13 protein-coding genes are annotated in these 19,180 nt (G+C 55.9%); all 13 read right to left on the reverse strand.

Going from position 1 to position 19,180, the window contains the following annotated elements:
• Positions 1–81 precede the first annotated feature (81 nt).
• Complete coding sequence (locus Q4D83_RS09365; protein WP_303174979.1) at positions 82–3,543, reverse strand: DEAD/DEAH box helicase family protein; 3,462 nt, start codon at positions 3,541–3,543, stop codon at positions 82–84.
• A 55-nt stretch (positions 3,544–3,598) separates the two neighbouring features.
• Positions 3,599–4,681, reverse strand: a complete 1,083-nt coding sequence (locus Q4D83_RS09370; protein ID WP_303174981.1) for a restriction endonuclease subunit S — start codon at positions 4,679–4,681, stop codon at positions 3,599–3,601.
• A gap of 11 nt (positions 4,682–4,692) precedes the next feature.
• On the reverse strand, positions 4,693–6,261 hold the full coding sequence (locus tag Q4D83_RS09375; protein ID WP_303174983.1) for a class I SAM-dependent DNA methyltransferase: 1,569 nt from the start codon (positions 6,259–6,261) through the stop codon (positions 4,693–4,695).
• Between the two features lie 962 nt (positions 6,262–7,223).
• A complete protein-coding gene (locus Q4D83_RS09380) occupies positions 7,224–7,574 on the reverse strand; it encodes a VOC family protein (protein ID WP_303174985.1) in 351 nt (116 codons plus the stop codon).
• A 94-nt stretch (positions 7,575–7,668) separates the two neighbouring features.
• On the reverse strand, positions 7,669–7,905 hold the full coding sequence (gene secG / locus Q4D83_RS09385; protein ID WP_303174987.1) for a preprotein translocase subunit SecG: 237 nt from the start codon (positions 7,903–7,905) through the stop codon (positions 7,669–7,671).
• Positions 7,906–7,957: 52 nt separating this feature from the next.
• Positions 7,958–10,672 carry a phosphoenolpyruvate carboxylase gene (gene ppc / locus Q4D83_RS09390; RefSeq protein WP_303174989.1) on the reverse strand — a complete coding sequence of 905 codons (2,715 nt, stop codon included), beginning with the start codon at positions 10,670–10,672 and terminating at the stop codon, positions 7,958–7,960.
• A gap of 101 nt (positions 10,673–10,773) precedes the next feature.
• Positions 10,774–12,705 carry a VWA domain-containing protein gene (locus Q4D83_RS09395; RefSeq protein WP_303174990.1) on the reverse strand — a complete coding sequence of 644 codons (1,932 nt, stop codon included), beginning with the start codon at positions 12,703–12,705 and terminating at the stop codon, positions 10,774–10,776.
• A gap of 170 nt (positions 12,706–12,875) precedes the next feature.
• Entirely contained in the window at positions 12,876–13,649 is a 774-nt protein-coding gene (gene tpiA, locus Q4D83_RS09400) for a triose-phosphate isomerase (protein ID WP_303174992.1), read from the reverse strand.
• A gap of 44 nt (positions 13,650–13,693) precedes the next feature.
• A complete protein-coding gene (gene pgk / locus Q4D83_RS09405) occupies positions 13,694–14,905 on the reverse strand; it encodes a phosphoglycerate kinase (protein ID WP_303174994.1) in 1,212 nt (403 codons plus the stop codon).
• A gap of 120 nt (positions 14,906–15,025) precedes the next feature.
• Complete coding sequence (gene gap, locus Q4D83_RS09410) at positions 15,026–16,030, reverse strand: type I glyceraldehyde-3-phosphate dehydrogenase (RefSeq protein ID WP_303174996.1); 1,005 nt, start codon at positions 16,028–16,030, stop codon at positions 15,026–15,028.
• Between the two features lie 285 nt (positions 16,031–16,315).
• Positions 16,316–17,302, reverse strand: a complete 987-nt coding sequence (whiA, locus tag Q4D83_RS09415) for a DNA-binding protein WhiA (protein ID WP_303174998.1) — start codon at positions 17,300–17,302, stop codon at positions 16,316–16,318.
• Between the two features lie 9 nt (positions 17,303–17,311).
• On the reverse strand, positions 17,312–18,265 hold the full coding sequence (yvcK, locus tag Q4D83_RS09420) for a uridine diphosphate-N-acetylglucosamine-binding protein YvcK (RefSeq protein ID WP_303175000.1): 954 nt from the start codon (positions 18,263–18,265) through the stop codon (positions 17,312–17,314).
• Positions 18,266–18,285: 20 nt separating this feature from the next.
• Positions 18,286–19,164, reverse strand: a complete 879-nt coding sequence (gene rapZ, locus Q4D83_RS09425) for an RNase adapter RapZ (protein ID WP_303175003.1) — start codon at positions 19,162–19,164, stop codon at positions 18,286–18,288.
• Between the last annotated feature and the right edge of the window lie 16 nt (positions 19,165–19,180).

Raw genomic sequence — 19,180 nt, forward strand, 5'->3', positions numbered from 1 at the left:
TACCCGTCCACGTCCAACGGATCCTAAGTAACCCGCACGAACTCGATTATCAGAATCTTCTGGCAGAAAACAACCACCTCCTCACCCCACCTGATTCACCTGCTCAATCCGCGCCTTCAGATCTAGCACCACCGCCATGTCACCATCGAACACGTCCATTACGGTTCCCAGCTCATTAAACGGTTCCTCAAACAGCTGATCCATAGTCAGCGACCCAGTTTTGCACAAAACTCGGGTAATTCGACGCATAAATTCCATCTGCACGGAGTTCAACCGGGAACCATTTAGCAAATCAGCGAAAGCTAACTCCACTGCGGACTCGTCCAGCCCAACAAGTCCGCGAACGTATCCCACTACTGATTGTCCATGGATGCGTTGACGCATTTCCGGAACTGATTCCTGTCCTGCTTCGGCAACGATTTCTTCCAATGCTTGCAGGTCGATAGCCGTGAGCGGTTTTAACTTTCGCACTCGCTGCACCGCAAGGTCATCGATGTGTTCCTCCAGTACCCTCCTGATTCGGTCTTCGACGCTGCTGCGGTACCGTCCAGCGTATTCCGGCAGTAGCGCCAGCTCCTCTGGCTCAACGAGTTCGTCTTGCAGATCCATGACAACCGCGTTTCGGGAACCTCGGTCCATGAACTGAACTAAGGTGCGCAGTTGACGGCGCACGTTTTCCAGTTCCACTACTGTTATCCCCTCCCACCAGAGGGCCGCGCTGTAGCGCTCCAACAACTCGGCTGCTGCCGCAACCCGTGGAACATTGGTCTTACCCAGCAAATGCGAACATATTGCAGTTAGCCGATCACGGTTGCGTTCAGCGAGCGCGTCTCCTCGCGCCACGTCAAGCTGCAAACTCAGTACTAAATAGTCAAACCGTTTCGCGTGTTCTTCGTCTTCGGGCGCATCGGCAAAAGGCAAATAAGCCAGTTCTTTCAGCGAATTGACATCAATCGCCTCCCACGCTTGTGCCCCGCAATGCCGCTCTAGTGCTTCTCGGTTTTCGGGGCGGATCAGCACGCTGCGTTTTGGCACGGATTCCAATTGGGTGCGTAGTTTGTCTACCACCCCGGTACGCACCTCATCATCGTCCGGTAGCAATTCCACCAGTTCCAACCGTCTTAGGAATGTGCGCTCGGACAAGGACCGCTGCGAGCTGCCCTCGGTTGGCGGCACTCCATCGGTCCCATTAAAACGCGACAAATTGTCGCAATAGTCAAAGATAAAGAACTCGGTTTTATGCAGCCCTTCCCCGAAAAGGTTTTCGCAGAGCCGAGTGCCACGACCAATCATCTGCCAGAATTTCACATTTGAATACACCGGCCGGAAAAACACCAAATTCACCACATCTGGCACATCCACCCCGGTATCGAGCATGTCCACGCTCACCGCAATATCGATGGCATCTTTCCCCGTGGACCTAAATCGATCGATCAATCCAAGACTGTTGTAGGCATCGTGCGTGATAATAGCGGCCCGGATCTGTGGATTCGTCTCACAAATGATTTCAAATACCAGCTCCGCATGCTTCTTGTTGCGGGTGAAGAAGATGGTTTTACCAATGCGATCCGCCCCGGAAACTTTAATGCCGTATTGCAGCACCTGTCCCACAACCTGCCTAATGGTGTCTTTGTTGTACAGCTTGGCGTTGATTTCCGCGGAATTTGCTTCCGCAGGCATTTCGACTGGTTCACCGTTTTCGTCCACGCCCCAGTTTTGATTTTCCCACTCGAGCTGCTCTTCCGGGCTGAGGTCCCGATATGCCACCCCCTCCCGCAGAATTACCGAGGAGCATTGGAAGGATTTAAACGGCACCAAATACCCATCTTCCACCGCTACCTCCAGCGTATAGTCCGCGGTGGGATTTCCGTTCTCCAAATGGAACATGGCGTATGTATTGTGATCCACCTCTTGCCGAGGTGTCGCCGTTAGCCCCAGCAAGAGCGAATCAAAATAGTCAAAGATCCGACTGTACCGTCGATAAATCGTACGGTGCGCTTCATCAACAATAATCAGGTCGAAATGATACGGGCTAAAACTCCGTGCTTTGCCTTCCTCCCCACCGAGCATATTAATCATGGTTTGGTACGTGGAGCAGAATACTTGCCCTTCACCATGAGGGTTATTCAACAAATCGACAACGGGAATATTCTCCAAGTGTTCTTTAAAGGCATCGGCTGCTTGTTTGACTAAGGATTTCCGATCCGCCAAAAACAACACGTTTTTCACCCACCCGGCCTGCATCAGCTTTTTCGCCAGCGCGATCGCCGTCCGAGTCTTCCCCGTACCGGTCGCCATGACCAACAACGCTCGCCGATGCCCGGCGCCAAACCGCTCCCCCACAGCTTGCAGCATGATCGTTTGATACGGCCGCCCCGCAATTTGCTTATCGACACCCACCTCATCCAACCGTTGCCGCTGACTCCGCCGCCGAATCATCGCATAAAGTTCATCCTTGGTGGCATATCCCTCCACGGCTCGCGGCGGACAACCTCCTACACCCGGAATATTGGCAGCGTCGTCCCACAACCGGATTTCGTACCCATTGGTATAGTAAATGATCGGACGCATGCCGAACTGCTTTTCCAATTCATTGGCATAATATTCAGCTTGCTGACGCCCAGCATCAATAGATTTACTGGTCTTCTTCGCCTCCACGATGGCATATGGTTTCCCACCATCGCCGAGCAAAACATAGTCCACTCGACCGTCTTCGACCGGAAATTCGACCAGTAAATTCCCACGTTCCACACTGAAACCCGCCTCAGCGAGCGCGGGATCAATCAGATCGCGGCGAGTTTCCGCCTCGCTGATGGCAAAGCTGGCGCTGGTATCCACCTGCTGCCTAGCAGCAATCTCCTCCCGCATCTTCGCAAGCTCAGCCTCGAAACGGGCCCGCTCGTCTTCCAGGCGTTTTTCTAACTCATCTTTCTCACCTTGGAATGCCGCAATCTGCTCAAGATGCTGTTCGCGTTCCTTCCGCCAGGCTTCTTCCTGCTCACTAAGCAGCATTTTTGTGGATTCAGCCGATTCCACCGCACGGCGCAGCTGGTGATTAAGCTTAACAATCTCCGCCTGACTTTGGGCTCGCTGCTTGGGCGCATTTACAACAATGCCACGATTAAACTCGGGTAGCTGCGCTCGATTGATTGGCCTATTCGCCACATTCACCACTGCCCAACAGAGGATATCGAAAAGCTGTCCGGTGGCGCGGACCGCGCGCTCAGGATCAATATGATCAGAGCCATGAGCCGCGTCGTTACCAAAACGACGCAGCACATTCATCTTGCTATGAATGATCGGATTAATCCGATCCTTAAAGGAACGATGATTGAGCTTGTCATTCAGCGACCAGCCACCAATAGAACGCAAACCATACGCCTCGATAATGTGATCTACTAGCCGCTCCAGAGTAAAACGCGCCTCGACGCCGGCCGCGCGAGGGTTGCTGACCGCCGATTGCTCCACATTGCGGCAATGAATCAACAACTCCGGCCATACCCGCCCCACAAATGCAAAGTTCGTTGGCTGTGGCGCAATCATCAACGATCCTCCCTTACATCTTGATAAGAGCTACCCTAACAGACCACCCAAACACCTACAGCGAACCTTCGAACGCACGTGCGGAAAGTGAACGTTGCAGCTCCTGAAGCAAAGCAAGTTTTTGGTGAAGGAGTTGGCGAAGTCTCCGTTTTTCCACTACTAAATTTCCCACTCGAAGCTGCGTTTCATCAGAAAAATTAGGTACCGAAATCCCAAGGAATGCCTTCTGGGAAATATTCTTCATACTACCGCCACTTCCCGAAGACGCTTTGCTTATCCTTGATCGAACACCCCTAGTTTGCAACAAATGCCAGAAAAAATACTCGTTCACGCCTTCATTTATATGAAGTTTCCACAGCTTATCAGGTAAATATAAATTAGCTTTCGAAGTCTCCACAATCGCGCAGGCCCCAACCAGCTCCGTAGTATTTGCGCGACTGAGTAATATGTCTCCGCAATTTGCACGATGCAAAACTGAAGGTATGTATGAATTCGGCAACGGCTTAGTCTCCGCTTCGTCGAAGTATCCAGAAGTGACTGCGCTAATTTTCAAAACAGCATTTCGACAATCATCGGAATCGCCTTCTTTGAGGCTCTTTCCTGAAGTAATTTTCTGAACATAATGCGACAAAGAGACCGATTCGCCTTCTTCACTTACATTCCATAGTCCAACCCTCAAAGATTCATCAACCGCACCAATCTGCTTAGAAACCAATTCGATTGCAAAAGCAATCTCACCCAGGACCTTCGCGATCCGTTTTTGCTCGTCGAGAGGCGGAAGGGGGATCGACTCTTGAACTAAGTCAGACTTTGAAATTCCTGGAACAGCCGCATGCTTCTCCAGCTTCGCAAGATCTAATGTTCGCAGCATGTAAAAAAGCCATCGGGAATCTGTTTCATCAGACAACGGCATTGCCGCAAATGCCGTATCAATTACCCAACAGCTTTTTTCAGACCAAGAAACCTGCCCTGCGCTGCCCTTTCTACCGATGACACAAACCGGCCCGTCAAAATTTGGCGTGACGTGAGAACCGATCACACCAGATGAGCCAAAAACCTGTACATCACCAGGTACTCTTGCCTCTTTTTTGAGTGCTTTTCCATACTTTATTTCACAAACCTCCCCCAGCTTCACCATCGGCCACCTGCTCACTTGGTACCTCCAATCAGGCTACGTACCTTGGCGAGGGCTTCGGCGATTTCGATATCAAGAGCGGCGATTTCGTCGAGGATTTCTTGGGGGTCACGGGTTTCTTCGTCTTCAAAGACTATTTCTTTGTAGCGGTTCATCGACAGTTCGTAGTCGGTGGCGCGGATGTCGTCGATGGTAACGGTGAAGCTTTGGTCAGTGCGCCCTCGTTCGCGTTCGCTTGTGTTGCGGTCACGGAATCTAGCGAGCAGGTCGGGAAGGTTGTTTTTCTCAAGCTGTTCTGCAGTCAATTGAACTGGGACTGGATCAGCAAACTGGTTTTCTTCCGTAACCACTTCGTGCGGTGCTGGTCCAAGGAGGTTTTCCGGAAGGAGTGGGGTGCGCTTGTCGTCGAGGCTGCGGCCGTCGGCAAGCATGTCGTAGAACCAGACTTCGTCGGTGCCGCCGGAGTTGGTTTTGGTGAAGCACAGAACGGCGGTGGAAACACCTGAATAGGGTTTGAACACGCCAGAGGGGAGTTTGATTACCGCGTCGAGCTTTTGGTTTTCTACCAGCTCTTTGCGCAGTGCTTTGTGGGCTTTGGTAGAGCCGAAAAGCACACCCTCGGGGACAATGACCGCCGCGCGGCCACCAACTTTCAGCAAAGTGAGGAAGCGCGCGAGGAACAGCAGCTCGGTCTTTTTGGTGTTGGCAATTTTTCGGATGACTGGATCTACACGCTCGGCGTCGAGGCTGCCTGCGAACGGCGGGTTGGCAAGCACGACGTCGTAAAGCTCCTGCTCGTGGGCGGGTAGTTCGCCGAGGGAGTCGCGGTAGGTGATGTTGGGCTCGTCGAAGCCGTGCATGTAGCTATTCATGGCGGCGATGCGAATCATGGCGCGGTCAAAATCGTAGCCCGTAAAGGTGTCGCGATAGAACTGCTCGCGGGCGGCAGGTTTGTACAGTTCTTCTTTGTGCGTGCGCTTCATCCATTCGGAAGCATTGATGAGGAAACCGGCGGTTCCGCAGGCGGGGTCAACGATTTTCTCGCCGAGTTGTGGCGCCATGAGTTCTACCAGAAGGTCAATAATGTGCTGTGGGGTGCGGAACTGACCGTTCGTACCTGAGGTGGCCAGCTTGGAAAGCATGTATTCGTACAGGTCGCCGGTGATGTCGCGGTTTTTAATGTCGAGATCGTTGATCAGCTCCATTGCTTTCCGCAAGGTGGAAGGGCTACTGATTCCAAACGTGGCGTCCTGGAAAAGCGCGGAAAGCGTGCCGGTGCCGATGGTCTTCAGGAATGGGAAAACTTGGGTGGCGATGGTGATGTGCAGCTGCTCTGGGTCGCCGATCTGCATGAGGTTCTTCCAGCGGAGGTCATCTTGCTGGTCGGAGAAGATGTTTTCCTCATCGTGGACTTTGATGCCAATGAGTTTCTTTTGGTCAATTTCGTTCTGCCGCTCGTCCAACTGGCGGACGAACAACAGGTACGTGAATTGCTCGATCACATCCATTGGGTTGGAGATTCCGCCTGACCAGAAGGTGTCCCATACTCGGTCAACTTGGTTCTTTAAAGAACCTGTAATCATTGGCGCTGTTCCTTTATGCTGTGGGGCGGGTAACGAAGGTCAGTATATACAGCAACAGGAATAGCTGCTGGTCTAGCCCCAATTTGGGCAGCACCAGAGAGCTTACGAATGTGCCGATTTCTGCGCGAGCAACAGGTGTTTGCGGGTATGGGTCTCGGCGCAAACTAAGCTAAATAAGGGTTTCGCCGGCAGTTAATGGATTCCGCGCACACAAACCATCAGACACTGCCCTGCCCGTAAACCTTGCCATCTGTGGCGCGCCCCGACCAGGCCACCAATTCCGCACACAACCCACAACAGGATCCGGGCTTGACCGCCCCAGACTGTGCCTGTCCAACCGCGACGCATACTGCGATGCCTGGTTAATTTACCCCGCATCGCACCCCGTGTTTGCTGCGGCTGCGCACCACCTGCCTGCCTGTAGAATCTGCCTGACCGCACACCACCTGCCTGGCCGCCGAACCTGATTCATCCTGAGCAAACACCTCTCGTGCTGAATCTGCCTCAGGCAGATTTAACACGCCTACAAACCCTGGCAGGTCAGACGCGGACAATCATGCGGAGCCTGGTCACGCGAATGAATCATGCGGGATAATACCCGACGCGCCCTTTTCTCATAGCCCGACTAACGCCTGTCGAGCCCAGCACCGAAGCAATCCCTAACCAAATGCATCACTACATAACGGCGCACCAAAACTCGCGGCAGTATTCCAATTCAATCAAACGAACCCCGCGGATATACCCTAAATCCGCTGCGAAATTCGGTGTTTCGTGCCTGAATCCAGTTGACCTCTCCAACACCGCTGAAAGTACGGCCTAGATTGGTTTCCCCGCTTCCGGAGCATTCGACACAATTGCTCTTTTACTCCGTCGGCAGCAATTTCGGCGCCGTGAGTGAACACTCGTTGCCACCCCACCCACCGGTCTGCTGATTAAACACTGGCAGGGTGTGCCCAGTGTGGTTATTCTTCGGCGACGCAGAAGAGGTTTCCTTCGGGGTCGGCCATGACGGTCCAGGTGAAGCTGCCGTCCGGTAGGGATTCCACGGATTTCACTGTGGCGCCGAGTTCTTCGAGGCGTTTCACGGCGGCTTCGCGGTCTTCGGCGTGGAAATCGATATGAATGCGGTTTTTGCCCGGGGTTGGGTCTTCTACTAGCTGAAAGCCGAGCGTGGGGGTGGTGTCCACCATGACGAAAAACCCGTCGTAATCAGTGGAAATCGGTGCGCCGGTTGCTTGGGACCAGAACTTTGCCAGGGCTCGGGCATCTGAACAATCGGTGGTTATCATGCCAGGTGTGATTGTGGTACTCATGGGGCCCAGCTTAGCTGAGTGCTTTGGCACGGGCATACGAGAAACGGCTGGCACCAGCGGGATCCGCTATGTACCAGCCGTTCGGGGGCTCATTCTAGTTTGCGTAGACCTGAATGAGGTTGAGGCCTACGATGCATGCCACCCAGATGATTGCCATGAGGATGGTCATGCGGTTGAGGTTTTTTTCTACCACGGTGGAGCCGGAGAGGTTTGATTGCACACCGCCGCCGAAGAGGCTGGAGAGGCCTCCGCCTTTGCCCTTGTGTAGGAGGACAAACATCGTCATCAGCAGGCAAGACAGCACGAGGACGATTTGCAGTGCAATTACCATTGTGTTCCTAAGATTCTTCTACGTGACGTTGGATAACTTGGCTCAGTATACACTAGCCGGAGTTGCGTAATGCGGTGGAAAGTCCGTTCATGGTGAGTTGGATGCCGCTGGATACCACTTCCCTGCTGTCCCCGGCGCGGTAGCGGCGGAGGAGTTCGAGTTGGATAATATTCAACGGCACAAGGTACGGGAAGCGGCTTTTTACACTTCGCTGCAATTTGGGGTTGTCTGCCAGCAAGCTTTCCGCTTTGGTGATTTGTAGATACATTTCTTGGGTGAGGCGGTATTCTTCGGCGATCGTGTTGGCTACTCGTTGCGAAACTTCTGTATTGTCCACGAGTTCGGCGTAGAGCCTGGCAAGTCCAAGGTCGGCTTTGCTCATTACTTGGGCCATATTCGAAAGCACAGACGTAAAGAATGGCCAGGTCCGATAGAGTTCTTGGAGTTCGGCGAGGCGCGTCTCATCGTCTCCGATCCATTGTTCGAGTGCGGAACCTACTCCGAACCAGCCGGGGAGCATTACTCGTGATTGCGACCAGGACAGCACCCAGGGTATTGCCCGAAGATCGCTAATTGTTTCGGTTTGTTTGCGGCTTGAGGGGCGGGAGCCGATATTCAATGCACCGATTTCATGGAGCGGCGTCGATGCTGTGAAGTACTCAATGAAACCTGGTTCTTTATGCACAAGTGACGAGTATTTTTCTTGGCTCAAGGAGGCGATTTCGCGCATCACTGCGTAGGCGCGTTCCGGCTGTGCGAGCTCTTCAACATTGAGTAGCGAGGCCTCGACCGTCGCCGCCACAAGCGCTTCCAGGTTGCGTCGTGCTGATGCTGGGCTTCCGTACTTCGCGGAGATAATTTCTCCTTGTTCCGTAATGCGTACGGCCCCTTGTACTGCGCCATTGGGTTGCGCCAGGATTGCATCGTAGGATGGCCCGCCGCCGCGGCCTACGGTGCCGCCACGTCCGTGGAAGAATCGCAAAGTGATTCCATTGTCTCGGCATGCTCGAACAATGTCGAGTTCCGCATCATATAATGCCCAGTTTGCCGCGAAGTATCCGCCGTCTTTATTTGAATCCGAATACCCCAACATCACCTCTTGGACATTGTCTCGTTGTTTCAGGTAGTTGCGGTAGAGCGGCACTTGCCAAAGTTCCCGTAGAATACGCGCGCCAGCCTGTAGATCCTCGATGGTTTCAAATAATGGAATCACATCGACAGTTCCGGTAGGCATATCCCCATTTGCATGGATCAGGCCGAATTCTTTCAGCAGAATCATCGGTTCAAGTACATCGCTTACGGATGTTGCCATGGAGATTATGCAATGCGGAATCATGCGCGCACCAAATTGTTCAACAGCGCGTGCTGCTTGGGCGAAATACTCGAGCTCCCGTTGGGTTGCTTCGCTAAACTTCGCCGCTCGAGCAGGGATGATAGGCCTTGGTGATGCAAGTTCTGCAATAAGCAGTTCACGCTTTTCTTGCTCATTGAGCGAAGCGTAGTTCGGGTGGATTCGTGCGGCACGGAATATCTCGGTAAGGATTTCTTCGTATGATTCGGAGTTTTGCCGAATATCCATTGAGTACAAATGGAACCCAAAGCTTTCCACTGCCGACCGGAGCATACTGAGCCGATCATCGGCGATGATGTCATCGTGGGAGTGCCGCAGCGAGGCATCAATAGTTTCCAAGTCCGCCGCGAATTCTTCTGGAGTCGCGTATGGCTCGTGGACTTTAAACCAGGTGCCTTCCACCGCATCTTCACTTACCAGTGTTGCCATGGTTGACATCATGCGGCCACGAAGCCCATGTACCGCACGCCTATACGGCTCATCCACGCGACTTGGGACGTCGTTGTGCCCCTTCGATGCCAGCGCCACCAGCTCTACGGTTACTTCGCTCAGCCGGTCGGAAAGGCTAAGTTCGTGTTCCAGCGAATGTAATTGTTTGATGTAATAGCGCAGCACGGTTTCCGCCGCACGGGTTGTGGCATAGTTCAAGGTAGTTGCGGTGACGTATGGGTTGCCGTCGTGGTCGCCACCAATCCACGAGCCTGGTTTCAACATGGCAACCTGCGGGATTTCATCACCGAATCGGGATTTCAGTTCGGTAATCACGTCGTGGTTTATCGCCGGGATTTCCTGCAGCAAGCTTAACGAGTAATACCGCAACCCTACTTCGATTTCATCTTCGATCCGCGGTCGCACTGCACGGATCAATGCGGTCTGCCAAAGCATGGTGATTCGCCGAGTAATATCCCGCTCAATTCCCGCAAGACGTTTCGAATTCGGACGGTTTTCCAGCAGGTTTCGGCGTTCCTTCATCAACTCCGTAATGTGCTTCTGCGCATCGAAGACTGTACGGCGACGTGTCTCTGTGGGGTGCGCGGTAAGCACGGGCGCAACTTCTGCAAAGCGGAGCATGCGCTGGACGTCGTGAAGCTGGACGTCGGCCTGCGAGAGTTTTTCCCAGGTTGCTTCTAATGTGGAGTCAATCGCGTAATCGCGGGCCTCGATTGCCGCCTCATCGTGGAGGTCTTCCGCGAGATTCGCCAAGAGTGCGAAATGGCTAAACGCACGCACCACGGGGGTGAGTTTCGCCGGTTCGGCGTTTCGGAAGAGCTCAACAAGCGCATCAATCTCGCCGGCAATCGACATGCGACGGGCAGTCTCAACACGATCAAATGTTTCAATCCCCTCCTGTTCGCGAATAACATTGCCGAGGATCCTTCCCAGGTAACGGATGTCATCCCGGAGGTTATCTATCACTGTTGAATTCCTTTCATACAGCGCAAAACGCACGGCGATTCGAAACACGCACCGTGCGTTCGTTGTCTACGTGAGCTCGTTGCAGGTTGCAGCGTACCAGCTTAGCGCCGTTTATATGATCGGAAGATCACAGCAAGTATCAGAGCAAGTAGTACCATGATACCAGCAGCGATACCGATGGGCAGCAGCATCGAACGTGATGCATTATCGCCCGTTGCGGCTGGACTCGCGGACGTGTCGGTGCCACCTGTGGAGGCGGGGGCGTCGACAAACTTCGGGGAGGTTTCCTCATCACCTTGAGTGCCAATTGCAATTTCTAAGTCAACCGGATTGGACTGTGTGTTCTGGTCAGCTTCGCGGAAGAAAGAATCATAACGAATACCTACATACTGCTCACCAGAAACTAATGCACCAGAGTCTAACTGTTGAATGTTCTTCCAGCGGACTGGCTTGCTCACAGTAGCAACTTCTGCCCCGCCGTCCTCCTCCATCTCCAACACTGGTTCGCTCTCGTCTTCACTCGAAGCACCCACCTTCCCCATACCAAGCGGCTGTAACGTAGGTGAAAAAGCGGCGATACGCACCTTGCGTCCAATACCAGAAGTTACAGAATCAGGATCCTCAACTTGGTAAGGCAAATTCTTTACTGATACCTGCAAGCGTTGGCCTTCCTTCACCAAAACTTTCAACCATTGCATCTCCCCAGGAACAATTGATGTTGTGTAGGTTCCTGGCTGCACTATTGGGGCCTCCTCTAATCCCAAAGCGTAAAGTAACTCGCCCTGCGGAGTGCTAATCTCAACGCCATTGGCAGTTGGTTGATCCGACGCCGGCGCTAAAGTATCAGCATTTTCTACTTCCGGGATCTTCCAAACCATCAACTCGAACGGCAATTCACGATCGTTCAACATTCCTGGTTCGCGTTCTATAAATACGTCATATGAGCCAGGCTCGCATTTCCCTGATTCGCCATCGTGAGCAGCAGGATCAGTGACTCCCCACAGAGCGAGCGGAGTTTCAAAAGAGTTCGCTTGATAATCGTGGCCCATAGTGAAGTCGGGAAAACAACGATCTCCATTGGCATCAATAGCATGTATCTTTGCTTCCATCACGGCTCCGATGTCCTCGCCAGACGAGGGCGGCGGTGGAACCAGTGCACTCAACATGAGCTGTTCGCCCTCATTCACGTTGATTTTCCAATGAACTTCCCCCTGTTTCGGCAGTACATCCTGGTAGTGCTTTGGCACAGGTTTGCCATCAACCACGCCACCCGCGTGAATCAACGGCGCATCGTTGCCAGTTGGGGTGCCTTCGATTTTCTCTCCACTGATCACACCCGCATTGAGAGTGCGGGTCGATTTCTGCACGAGTTGAAGCTTTAAGGAGTCTGCATCCCCCGCATCGGCATAACTGCCCCCACCTTCTTTCGCAATGCACTCCAACTCGGCGCGGGCCTGCGCATCCACATTGAGCCCAATGACGTTAATCACCACATCAACGCCGCGCTGCTTGATTTCCTTAGCAACTTCACACACCGGCGGCGGCGCACAGGTATCAATCCCATCAGAAATCAGCACTATCTGACGAGCACCTTGTCTTGGTAGTTCCCGTTCTGCCTGCAGTAGCGACGCGCCGATTGGCGTATATCCACGTGGGTGTAATCCTTTCACCTCATCCACCATTGCTTGGCGTTCCCCACCAAGCGGCACCAATGTGCGAACATCTCTACAGCCTGCTTCTTTCTCCTCTTCACTGCTGCCGGTTTCGGTACCATATGTCATCAGCGTAAGTTTCTGCTGTTGTGGAAGTTCGTTGAGCAGCCCCTCTGTTGCTTGTTTTGCTGCATCCATGCGCGTTTGACCGCCAGCATCAGCAGCCAACATCGATCCTGAGGCGTCGATAATCACTGCGGTTGCAGGCTGCTCCTGCGCGGATGCCTTAGGCGCCTTCACGGAAACCCCCAACCCAATCAGCAAAAGCGCTAGAACAACAGCCCCTAAAAACTGACGTGCACAATGTAAGAGTATACGCATACTTTCACCTATACCCCGATAAGTGCCTCGCATACGTAAATTCAGGAACGTTTCACAGAAATTTATAGAATGATTGAATCAATTCAATGTTGGATATCGATCTACCACTCGTAAAACCACAAAACGCACGGTGTTTATGTTCACCGTGCGTCGTTAAGTAGTGGGGTGTTTTACGCTACTGCGTTCGCGCAAAGTTTAGCGAATGCCTCACCGTTGAGCGAAGCACCACCCACGAGACCACCGTCTACATCTGGCTGGCCTACGATTTCCCCAACGGAATCTTCCTTGACGGAGCCGCCGTAGAGGATGCGCATATTATCAGCGATCTCATCAGTGGCGAGTTCGCGGATGGTTTTCCGGATGGCCGCACATACTTCTTGGGCGTCGGCTGCGGAAGCGACTTTGCCGGTGCCAATGGCCCATACCGGCTCATAGGCGATGACGGTGCGGGCAAGTTCTTCCTCGCTGAGACCAGCCAAAGAGGCGCGAGTTTGATCGACTACGAATTCGACGTGGTTGCCTGCCTCGCGCACTTCGAGGGCTTCGCCAACACAGACGATTGGGCTGATGCCTTTTCCGAGAGCCGCTTTTGCTTTTGCGGCGACGAGAGCGTCGGTTTCGCCGTGGTATTCGCGGCGTTCGGAGTGGCCAACAACCACCCAGGTGCAGCCGAGTTTGGCCAACATTTCGGCGGAGATTTCGCCGGTGTAGGCGCCGGATTCATGCTGGGAAACGTCTTGGGCGCCGTACGTGATCTGCAATTTGTCGCCCTCGATGAGGGTTTGCACGGAGCGCAGGTCGGTGAACGGCACAGTGACCGCAACGTCGACCTTTTCGTAGTATTCCTTCGGCAGTGCGAACGCCAGTTTTTGCACGGTTGCGGTTGCCTCAAGGTGATTGAGGTTCATCTTCCAGTTGCCAGCGATCAGTGGCTTACGTGCCATGGGGACACGTCCTTTCGTCAGGGAGTTTGCAGTGGATGAGGGGGTTAGTCTTGCAGGATCGCCACGCCCGGCAGCTGCTTGCCCTCGAGGAATTCGAGGGAGGCGCCGCCGCCGGTGGAGATGTGGGAGAACCCGTCCTCGTCCAAACCGAGCACGCGTACCGACGCCGCGGAGTCGCCGCCGCCGACCACGGAGAAGCACCCGTTCGCGGTGGCGTCAATGATGGCTTGCGCTACCCCGCGGGTGCCGTCGGCGAAGGCCGGCATTTCGAACACGCCCATGGGGCCGTTCCAGAACACGGTCTTGGCGGTGGCGAGGGTTTCCGCGAACTTGGCTACGGATTCCGGCCCGATGTCCAAGCTCATCCAACCTTCCGGAATGCCGTCCAGGCCCACGATCTTCTTTTCCGCGTCTGGGGCGAACTCGGAAGCGGCCACGAGGTCCACGGGGAGCACGATGCTGTCGCCGTAGCGGGCGAGCAGGTCCTTGCAGGTATCGATCATTTCTTCCTGCAGCAGGGACTTTTGCACATCGTAGCCCTGCGCGGCGAGGAAGGTGTAGCACATGCCGCCGCCGATGATGAGCGCATCCGTCTTCGGGGCGAGCGCTTCGATCACGCCGAGCTTGTCGGAAACCTTGGAGCCGCCGAGCACCACCACGTACGGCTTTGCGGGCGCGGTGGCAACCTTTTCCAGCACCTCGATTTCTTTTTCAACCAGCCCGCCAGCGTAGTGCGGCAGGCGCTTGGCCACGTCGTAGACGGAGGTTTGCGCGCGGTGGACCACGCCGAAACCATCGGAGACGAATGCGCCGCCGGGCACCAGTGCCACGAGCTGGTCGGCGAATTCGCCGCGTTCCGCCTCATCCTTGGAGGTTTCGCGCGGGTCAAAGCGCACGTTTTCCAGCAGCAATACGTCCCCCTCGGTGAGGCCGTTGGCGCGCTCGTGTGCGTCTTCACCGACAACGTCCGCGGCGAGTGCAACATACTGGCCGAGTTCCTCGGATAGTGCTTCCGCGACTGGTGCTAGCGAGAACTTTTCGTTGACTTCACCCTTTGGGCGCCCGAGGTGAGCCATCACCACAACTTTGGCGCCGGCTTCGGTGAGCGCCTTGAGCGTGGGCAGGGAGGCCTTAATGCGTCCCGCGTCGGTGATTTCGCGGGCGTCGTTGAGCGGGACGTTGAAGTCAGAGCGGACGAGGACGTAACGGCCGTCAACGCCTTCGGCGAGCAAGTCCGTCAAGTTCTTTACAGTCATTGATTCTCCTGGATTTATGGAAACGTAGCGGTTTTTAAAAGTAGTGCAACAAAAAACCAGCCCGGTGTGCCACGAGGCACACCCCGGGCTGGTCAGGGATTTGAGTCTAGCCGAGCTCGCTTAGAGGCGCTCGCCAACGTATTCGGTGATGGAGACAAGCTGGTTGGAGTAACCCCACTCGTTGTCGTACCAGGACACTACCTTCACCTGGTCGCCCATGACCTTGGTCAGGCCGGCGTCGAAAATGGAGGCGTGCGGGTCGGTGACAATGTCGGTGGACACCAGCGGATCCTCGGAGTACGCAAGGATGCCCTTCAGGGCGCCCTCGGCAGCCTTCTTCACAATCTCATTGACCTCTTCCACGGTGGTTTCGCGGGAAGCGGTGAAGGTCAAGTCGGTTGCGGAACCGGTGATCACCGGCACGCGCATAGCAAAACCGTCAAGCTTGCCCTTGAGTTCCGGCAGCACGAGGGCCACGGCCTTGGCGGCACCGGTGGAGGTGGGCACAATGTTCTGGGCGGCGGCGCGGGCGCGGCGCAGGTCACGGTGCGGGGCGTCGTGCAGACGCTGGTCACCGGTGTAGGCGTGGATGGTGGTCATCAAACCGCGCTCAATGCCGAGCGCATCGTTGAGGGCCTTGGCCATCGGAGCCAAGCAGTTCGTGGTGCAGGACGCGTTGGAGATAATGTTGTGCTTCTCCGGGTCGTAGTCGGTGTGGTTCACACCCACGACGAAGGTTGCGTCTTCGTTCTTGGCGGGAGCGGAAATAATCACCTTCTTGGCACCGGCATCGAGGTGAGCCTTCGCAGCCTCAGCGTCGGTGAAGAACCCGGTGGATTCCACAACGATGTCAACGCCCAGGTCACCCCAGTTGAGGTTCTTGGGATCGCGTTCGGCAGTAACGATGATCTTCTTGCCGTCGACGGTGATGGACTCATCGTCGAATTCCACATCCTTGCCCAGGCGGCCGAGGATGGAGTCGTACTTCAGCAGGTGTGCCAGAGTCTTGTTGTCGGTGAGGTCATTGACTGCCACGACCTCAATGTCCGCGCCACGCTCTTCGATGGCACGGAAGAAGTTGCGACCAATACGACCGAAGCCGTTAATACCTACACGAATAGTCACGAGGTTCTCCTTGTGTTGTTGGCACTGTGTGAAATTGGCGGGCAAGAACTTTCGCCCGCAGTACTGTTGAGTGTACCGAGACACGCCCCTCCGCGCAGTGTGTAGTACACCCACCACACCGCCCGATCGGACATCTGACCTGTCCGATCGGGGGTGCTGACGGTCGCCGCGCCGTTCGCACTTCCGTGCGTTCAACGGGCTGAATGAAACCCAACACCCCCACGTGAGGGACATGTACTGCACTTACCCACAACAACCAGGCCAAACAGTGACATTGGACACAATCTAGGGTTCTTCTTCGAGCAGCTCATCCGTGACGGCGGAATGCGTGTCCGGAATACCGAGTTCTTCAGCCTGTTTATCCGCCATAGACAGCAGCCGACGGATCCGTCCAGCCACCGCATCCTTGGTAATTTGCGGATCCGCAAGGCGCCCCAATTCCTCCAGCGAAGCCTGCCGGTGCTGCACCCGCAAATTGCCGGCTTCGGCGAGGTGCTCCGGGACGTCGTCACCCAAAATTTCCAACGCCCGTTCGACACGGGCGGCGGCGGCGACGGCTGCCCGAGCGGAACGCCGCAAGTTGGCATCATCAAAATTTGCCAACCGATTGGCGGTCGCGCGCACCTCCCGGCGCATGCGCTGCTCCTCCCACTCCAACCGCACCTGCTGCGCACCCATGCGAGTCAACAACGCGCCGATAGCTTCCCCGTCGCGGATCACCACCCGGTCGTGCCCGCGGGTCTCCTTCGTCTTTGCCGCAATACCCAAACGGCGCGCACACCCCACCAACGCCAACGCAGCCTCAGGGCACGGGCAGGTCACCTCCAGCGAGGACGAACGCCCCGGCTCCGTCAGCGAACCATGCACGAGGAACGCCCCACGCCACGCGGCCTCCGCGTCCACGACCGTGCCGGACACCACCTGCGGCGGCAACCCCCACACCGGGTGCCCCGAACGCGTGACCAATCCCAGGCGGCGCACAATATCCTCCGTGTTTTCCGTCACCCGCAGCACGTAGCGCGTGGACTTCCGGATCCCGCCGGGGCTGATGGCGTGGATGGCCACCTCGCAATGAAACAGGTCGATCAGCTCTTGGCGCAGCCGGCGCGCCACCACTGCGGAATCAAGCTCCGCTTCAATTACCAAGTTGCCTGCCACGAGGTGGAAGCCGCCGCCGAACCGCAGCAGCGCGGCCACCTCAGCCATGCGCGCGCTTTGTTTAGTTACGGTCACGCGGGCGAGTTCATCCTTGACCTTCGACGTTAATGCCACCGGGGAAGCCTATCCTTTCTCGCACTCAGATACGAGCGCGGCTGCGAGCTTCGCCGGATCATGCCGGTGGGTGTTGCCGTCCTGCACGTCGTGGAACGCAACCTCCGCCCCAAGCGAAGCAGCGGCACGCGCCAATTGCGCGCGTTCCCGCTGGGTGGGAATAGTAGCAGCATCCACGATAATCCGATCCACCTGAAGCAACGGCGCGTGTTGGGAAAGCATATGAATGTGCCGCTCGGCGGAAAACCCGGCGGTCTCCCCCGGCTCCGCCGTCAAATTCAACACCACAATCTTCTTCGCACTAGTATTCGCAAGCGCGTCGACGATGCCGGGCACCAACAAATTCGGAATCACGCTGGTAAACCACGAACCCGGGCCCAAGGTCACCACATCCGCATCCAAAATCGCCGCGACGGCGTCCCGGCACGCCTCCGGGTTATCCGGCAATAACCGCACCCGGCGCACACTGCCCGGCGTGGTGGCCACGGACACCTGGCCGCGCACGGGGAGCATGATGCGGGGATCATCGTCCAACCCAGACACGTCCGCCTCAATGTCGAGGGGTTGCTCGCTCACCGGCAGCACCCGCCCCTGACAGTTCGCCGTTCGCGCCACAAAATCCAGCGCCGCAACCTGGTTGCCAAAAAATTCGGTCAGGCCGGACAGCAGGAGATTGCCAAGCGCATGCCCCGCCAGCGCCCCAGTGCCACCGAAGCGATGCTGAAGCACCCCCTCCCACAGTGCGCCTTCCGGCTCGTCGCGCGTGAGCGCCGCCAGCGCCATGCGCAAATCGCCGGGTGGGGATTGCCCCAGTTCGCGGCGGATGCGACCCGAGGAGCCCCCGTCGTCTGCCACCGTGACCACCGCGTTGATGGTTTCCACGTTGAGTACGCGAGCGGAGCGCAAAGTTTGAAAGAGCCCATGGCCGCCCCCCAGCGAAGTCATCTTACGAATTTTCATCATGAGTCCTATCCCCTTGCACGCTAACCGCGGTTAATGTCGCGATGGTTGATGGATACGTCCAACCCGTCCTGCTCGGCCAGCCGGCGCGCAATCTCCTCCGACACCGCCACGGAGCGGTGGTGCCCGCCGGTACAGCCCACGCCCACGGTAATAAAGTTCTTACCTTCTCTGCGGTAGCCCGCCGTCATCGTGCTGAGCATGTCCACAAAGTTTGCAATAAACGGCTCGGCTGCCGGCTGGGCCAACACGAAATCGCTCACAGGTTTATCCGTGCCGCGGAACGGGCGCAGCTCCGGCTCCCAGAACGGGTTCGGCAAAAACCGCACATCCACCACGATGTCCGCGTCCCGTGGCGCGCCGTGCTTAAACCCGAAGGATTGCACCGTCACGTGCTGCCGCTTCTTCGCGATGGTGGCGAAACTGGTTTCGATAGCGCGGCGCAGGTCGTGGATCGACAAATCCGAAGTATCGATGACAATATCGGCCATTTCCTTCATCGCGGACAGCAGCGTTCGTTCGCGCTCGATGCCCACTTGCAGCGTCGCGCTCCCCTGCAACGGATGGGTGCGGCGCACGGTGTCGAAACGCTTAATCAGGACGTCGTCGCGCGCCTCCATAAACAGCACCGTGGGGTTGATGTCGTGGTCGCGCAGCACCGAAATAACCTCCGGCAGGCTGCCGCAAAACTCCCGGGAGCGCACATCGGATACCACCGCAATCTTGTCCACCGGGGAGGTCTTCGCGTCGCACATTTCCACGAAGCTAATAATCAACTCCGGGGGCAGATTATGGGCCACATACCAGCCTAAATCTTCAAGGACGCGGGCCGCGGTGCTTAACCCTGCGCCCGACATGCCGGTGATCAACACCGGTGCGGTTTCAATGGAACGCTCACTCATACGCCCCATACTATCC

Source organism: Corynebacterium sp., from assembly GCF_030532715.1.
Lineage (GTDB): Bacteria > Actinomycetota > Actinomycetes > Mycobacteriales > Mycobacteriaceae > Corynebacterium.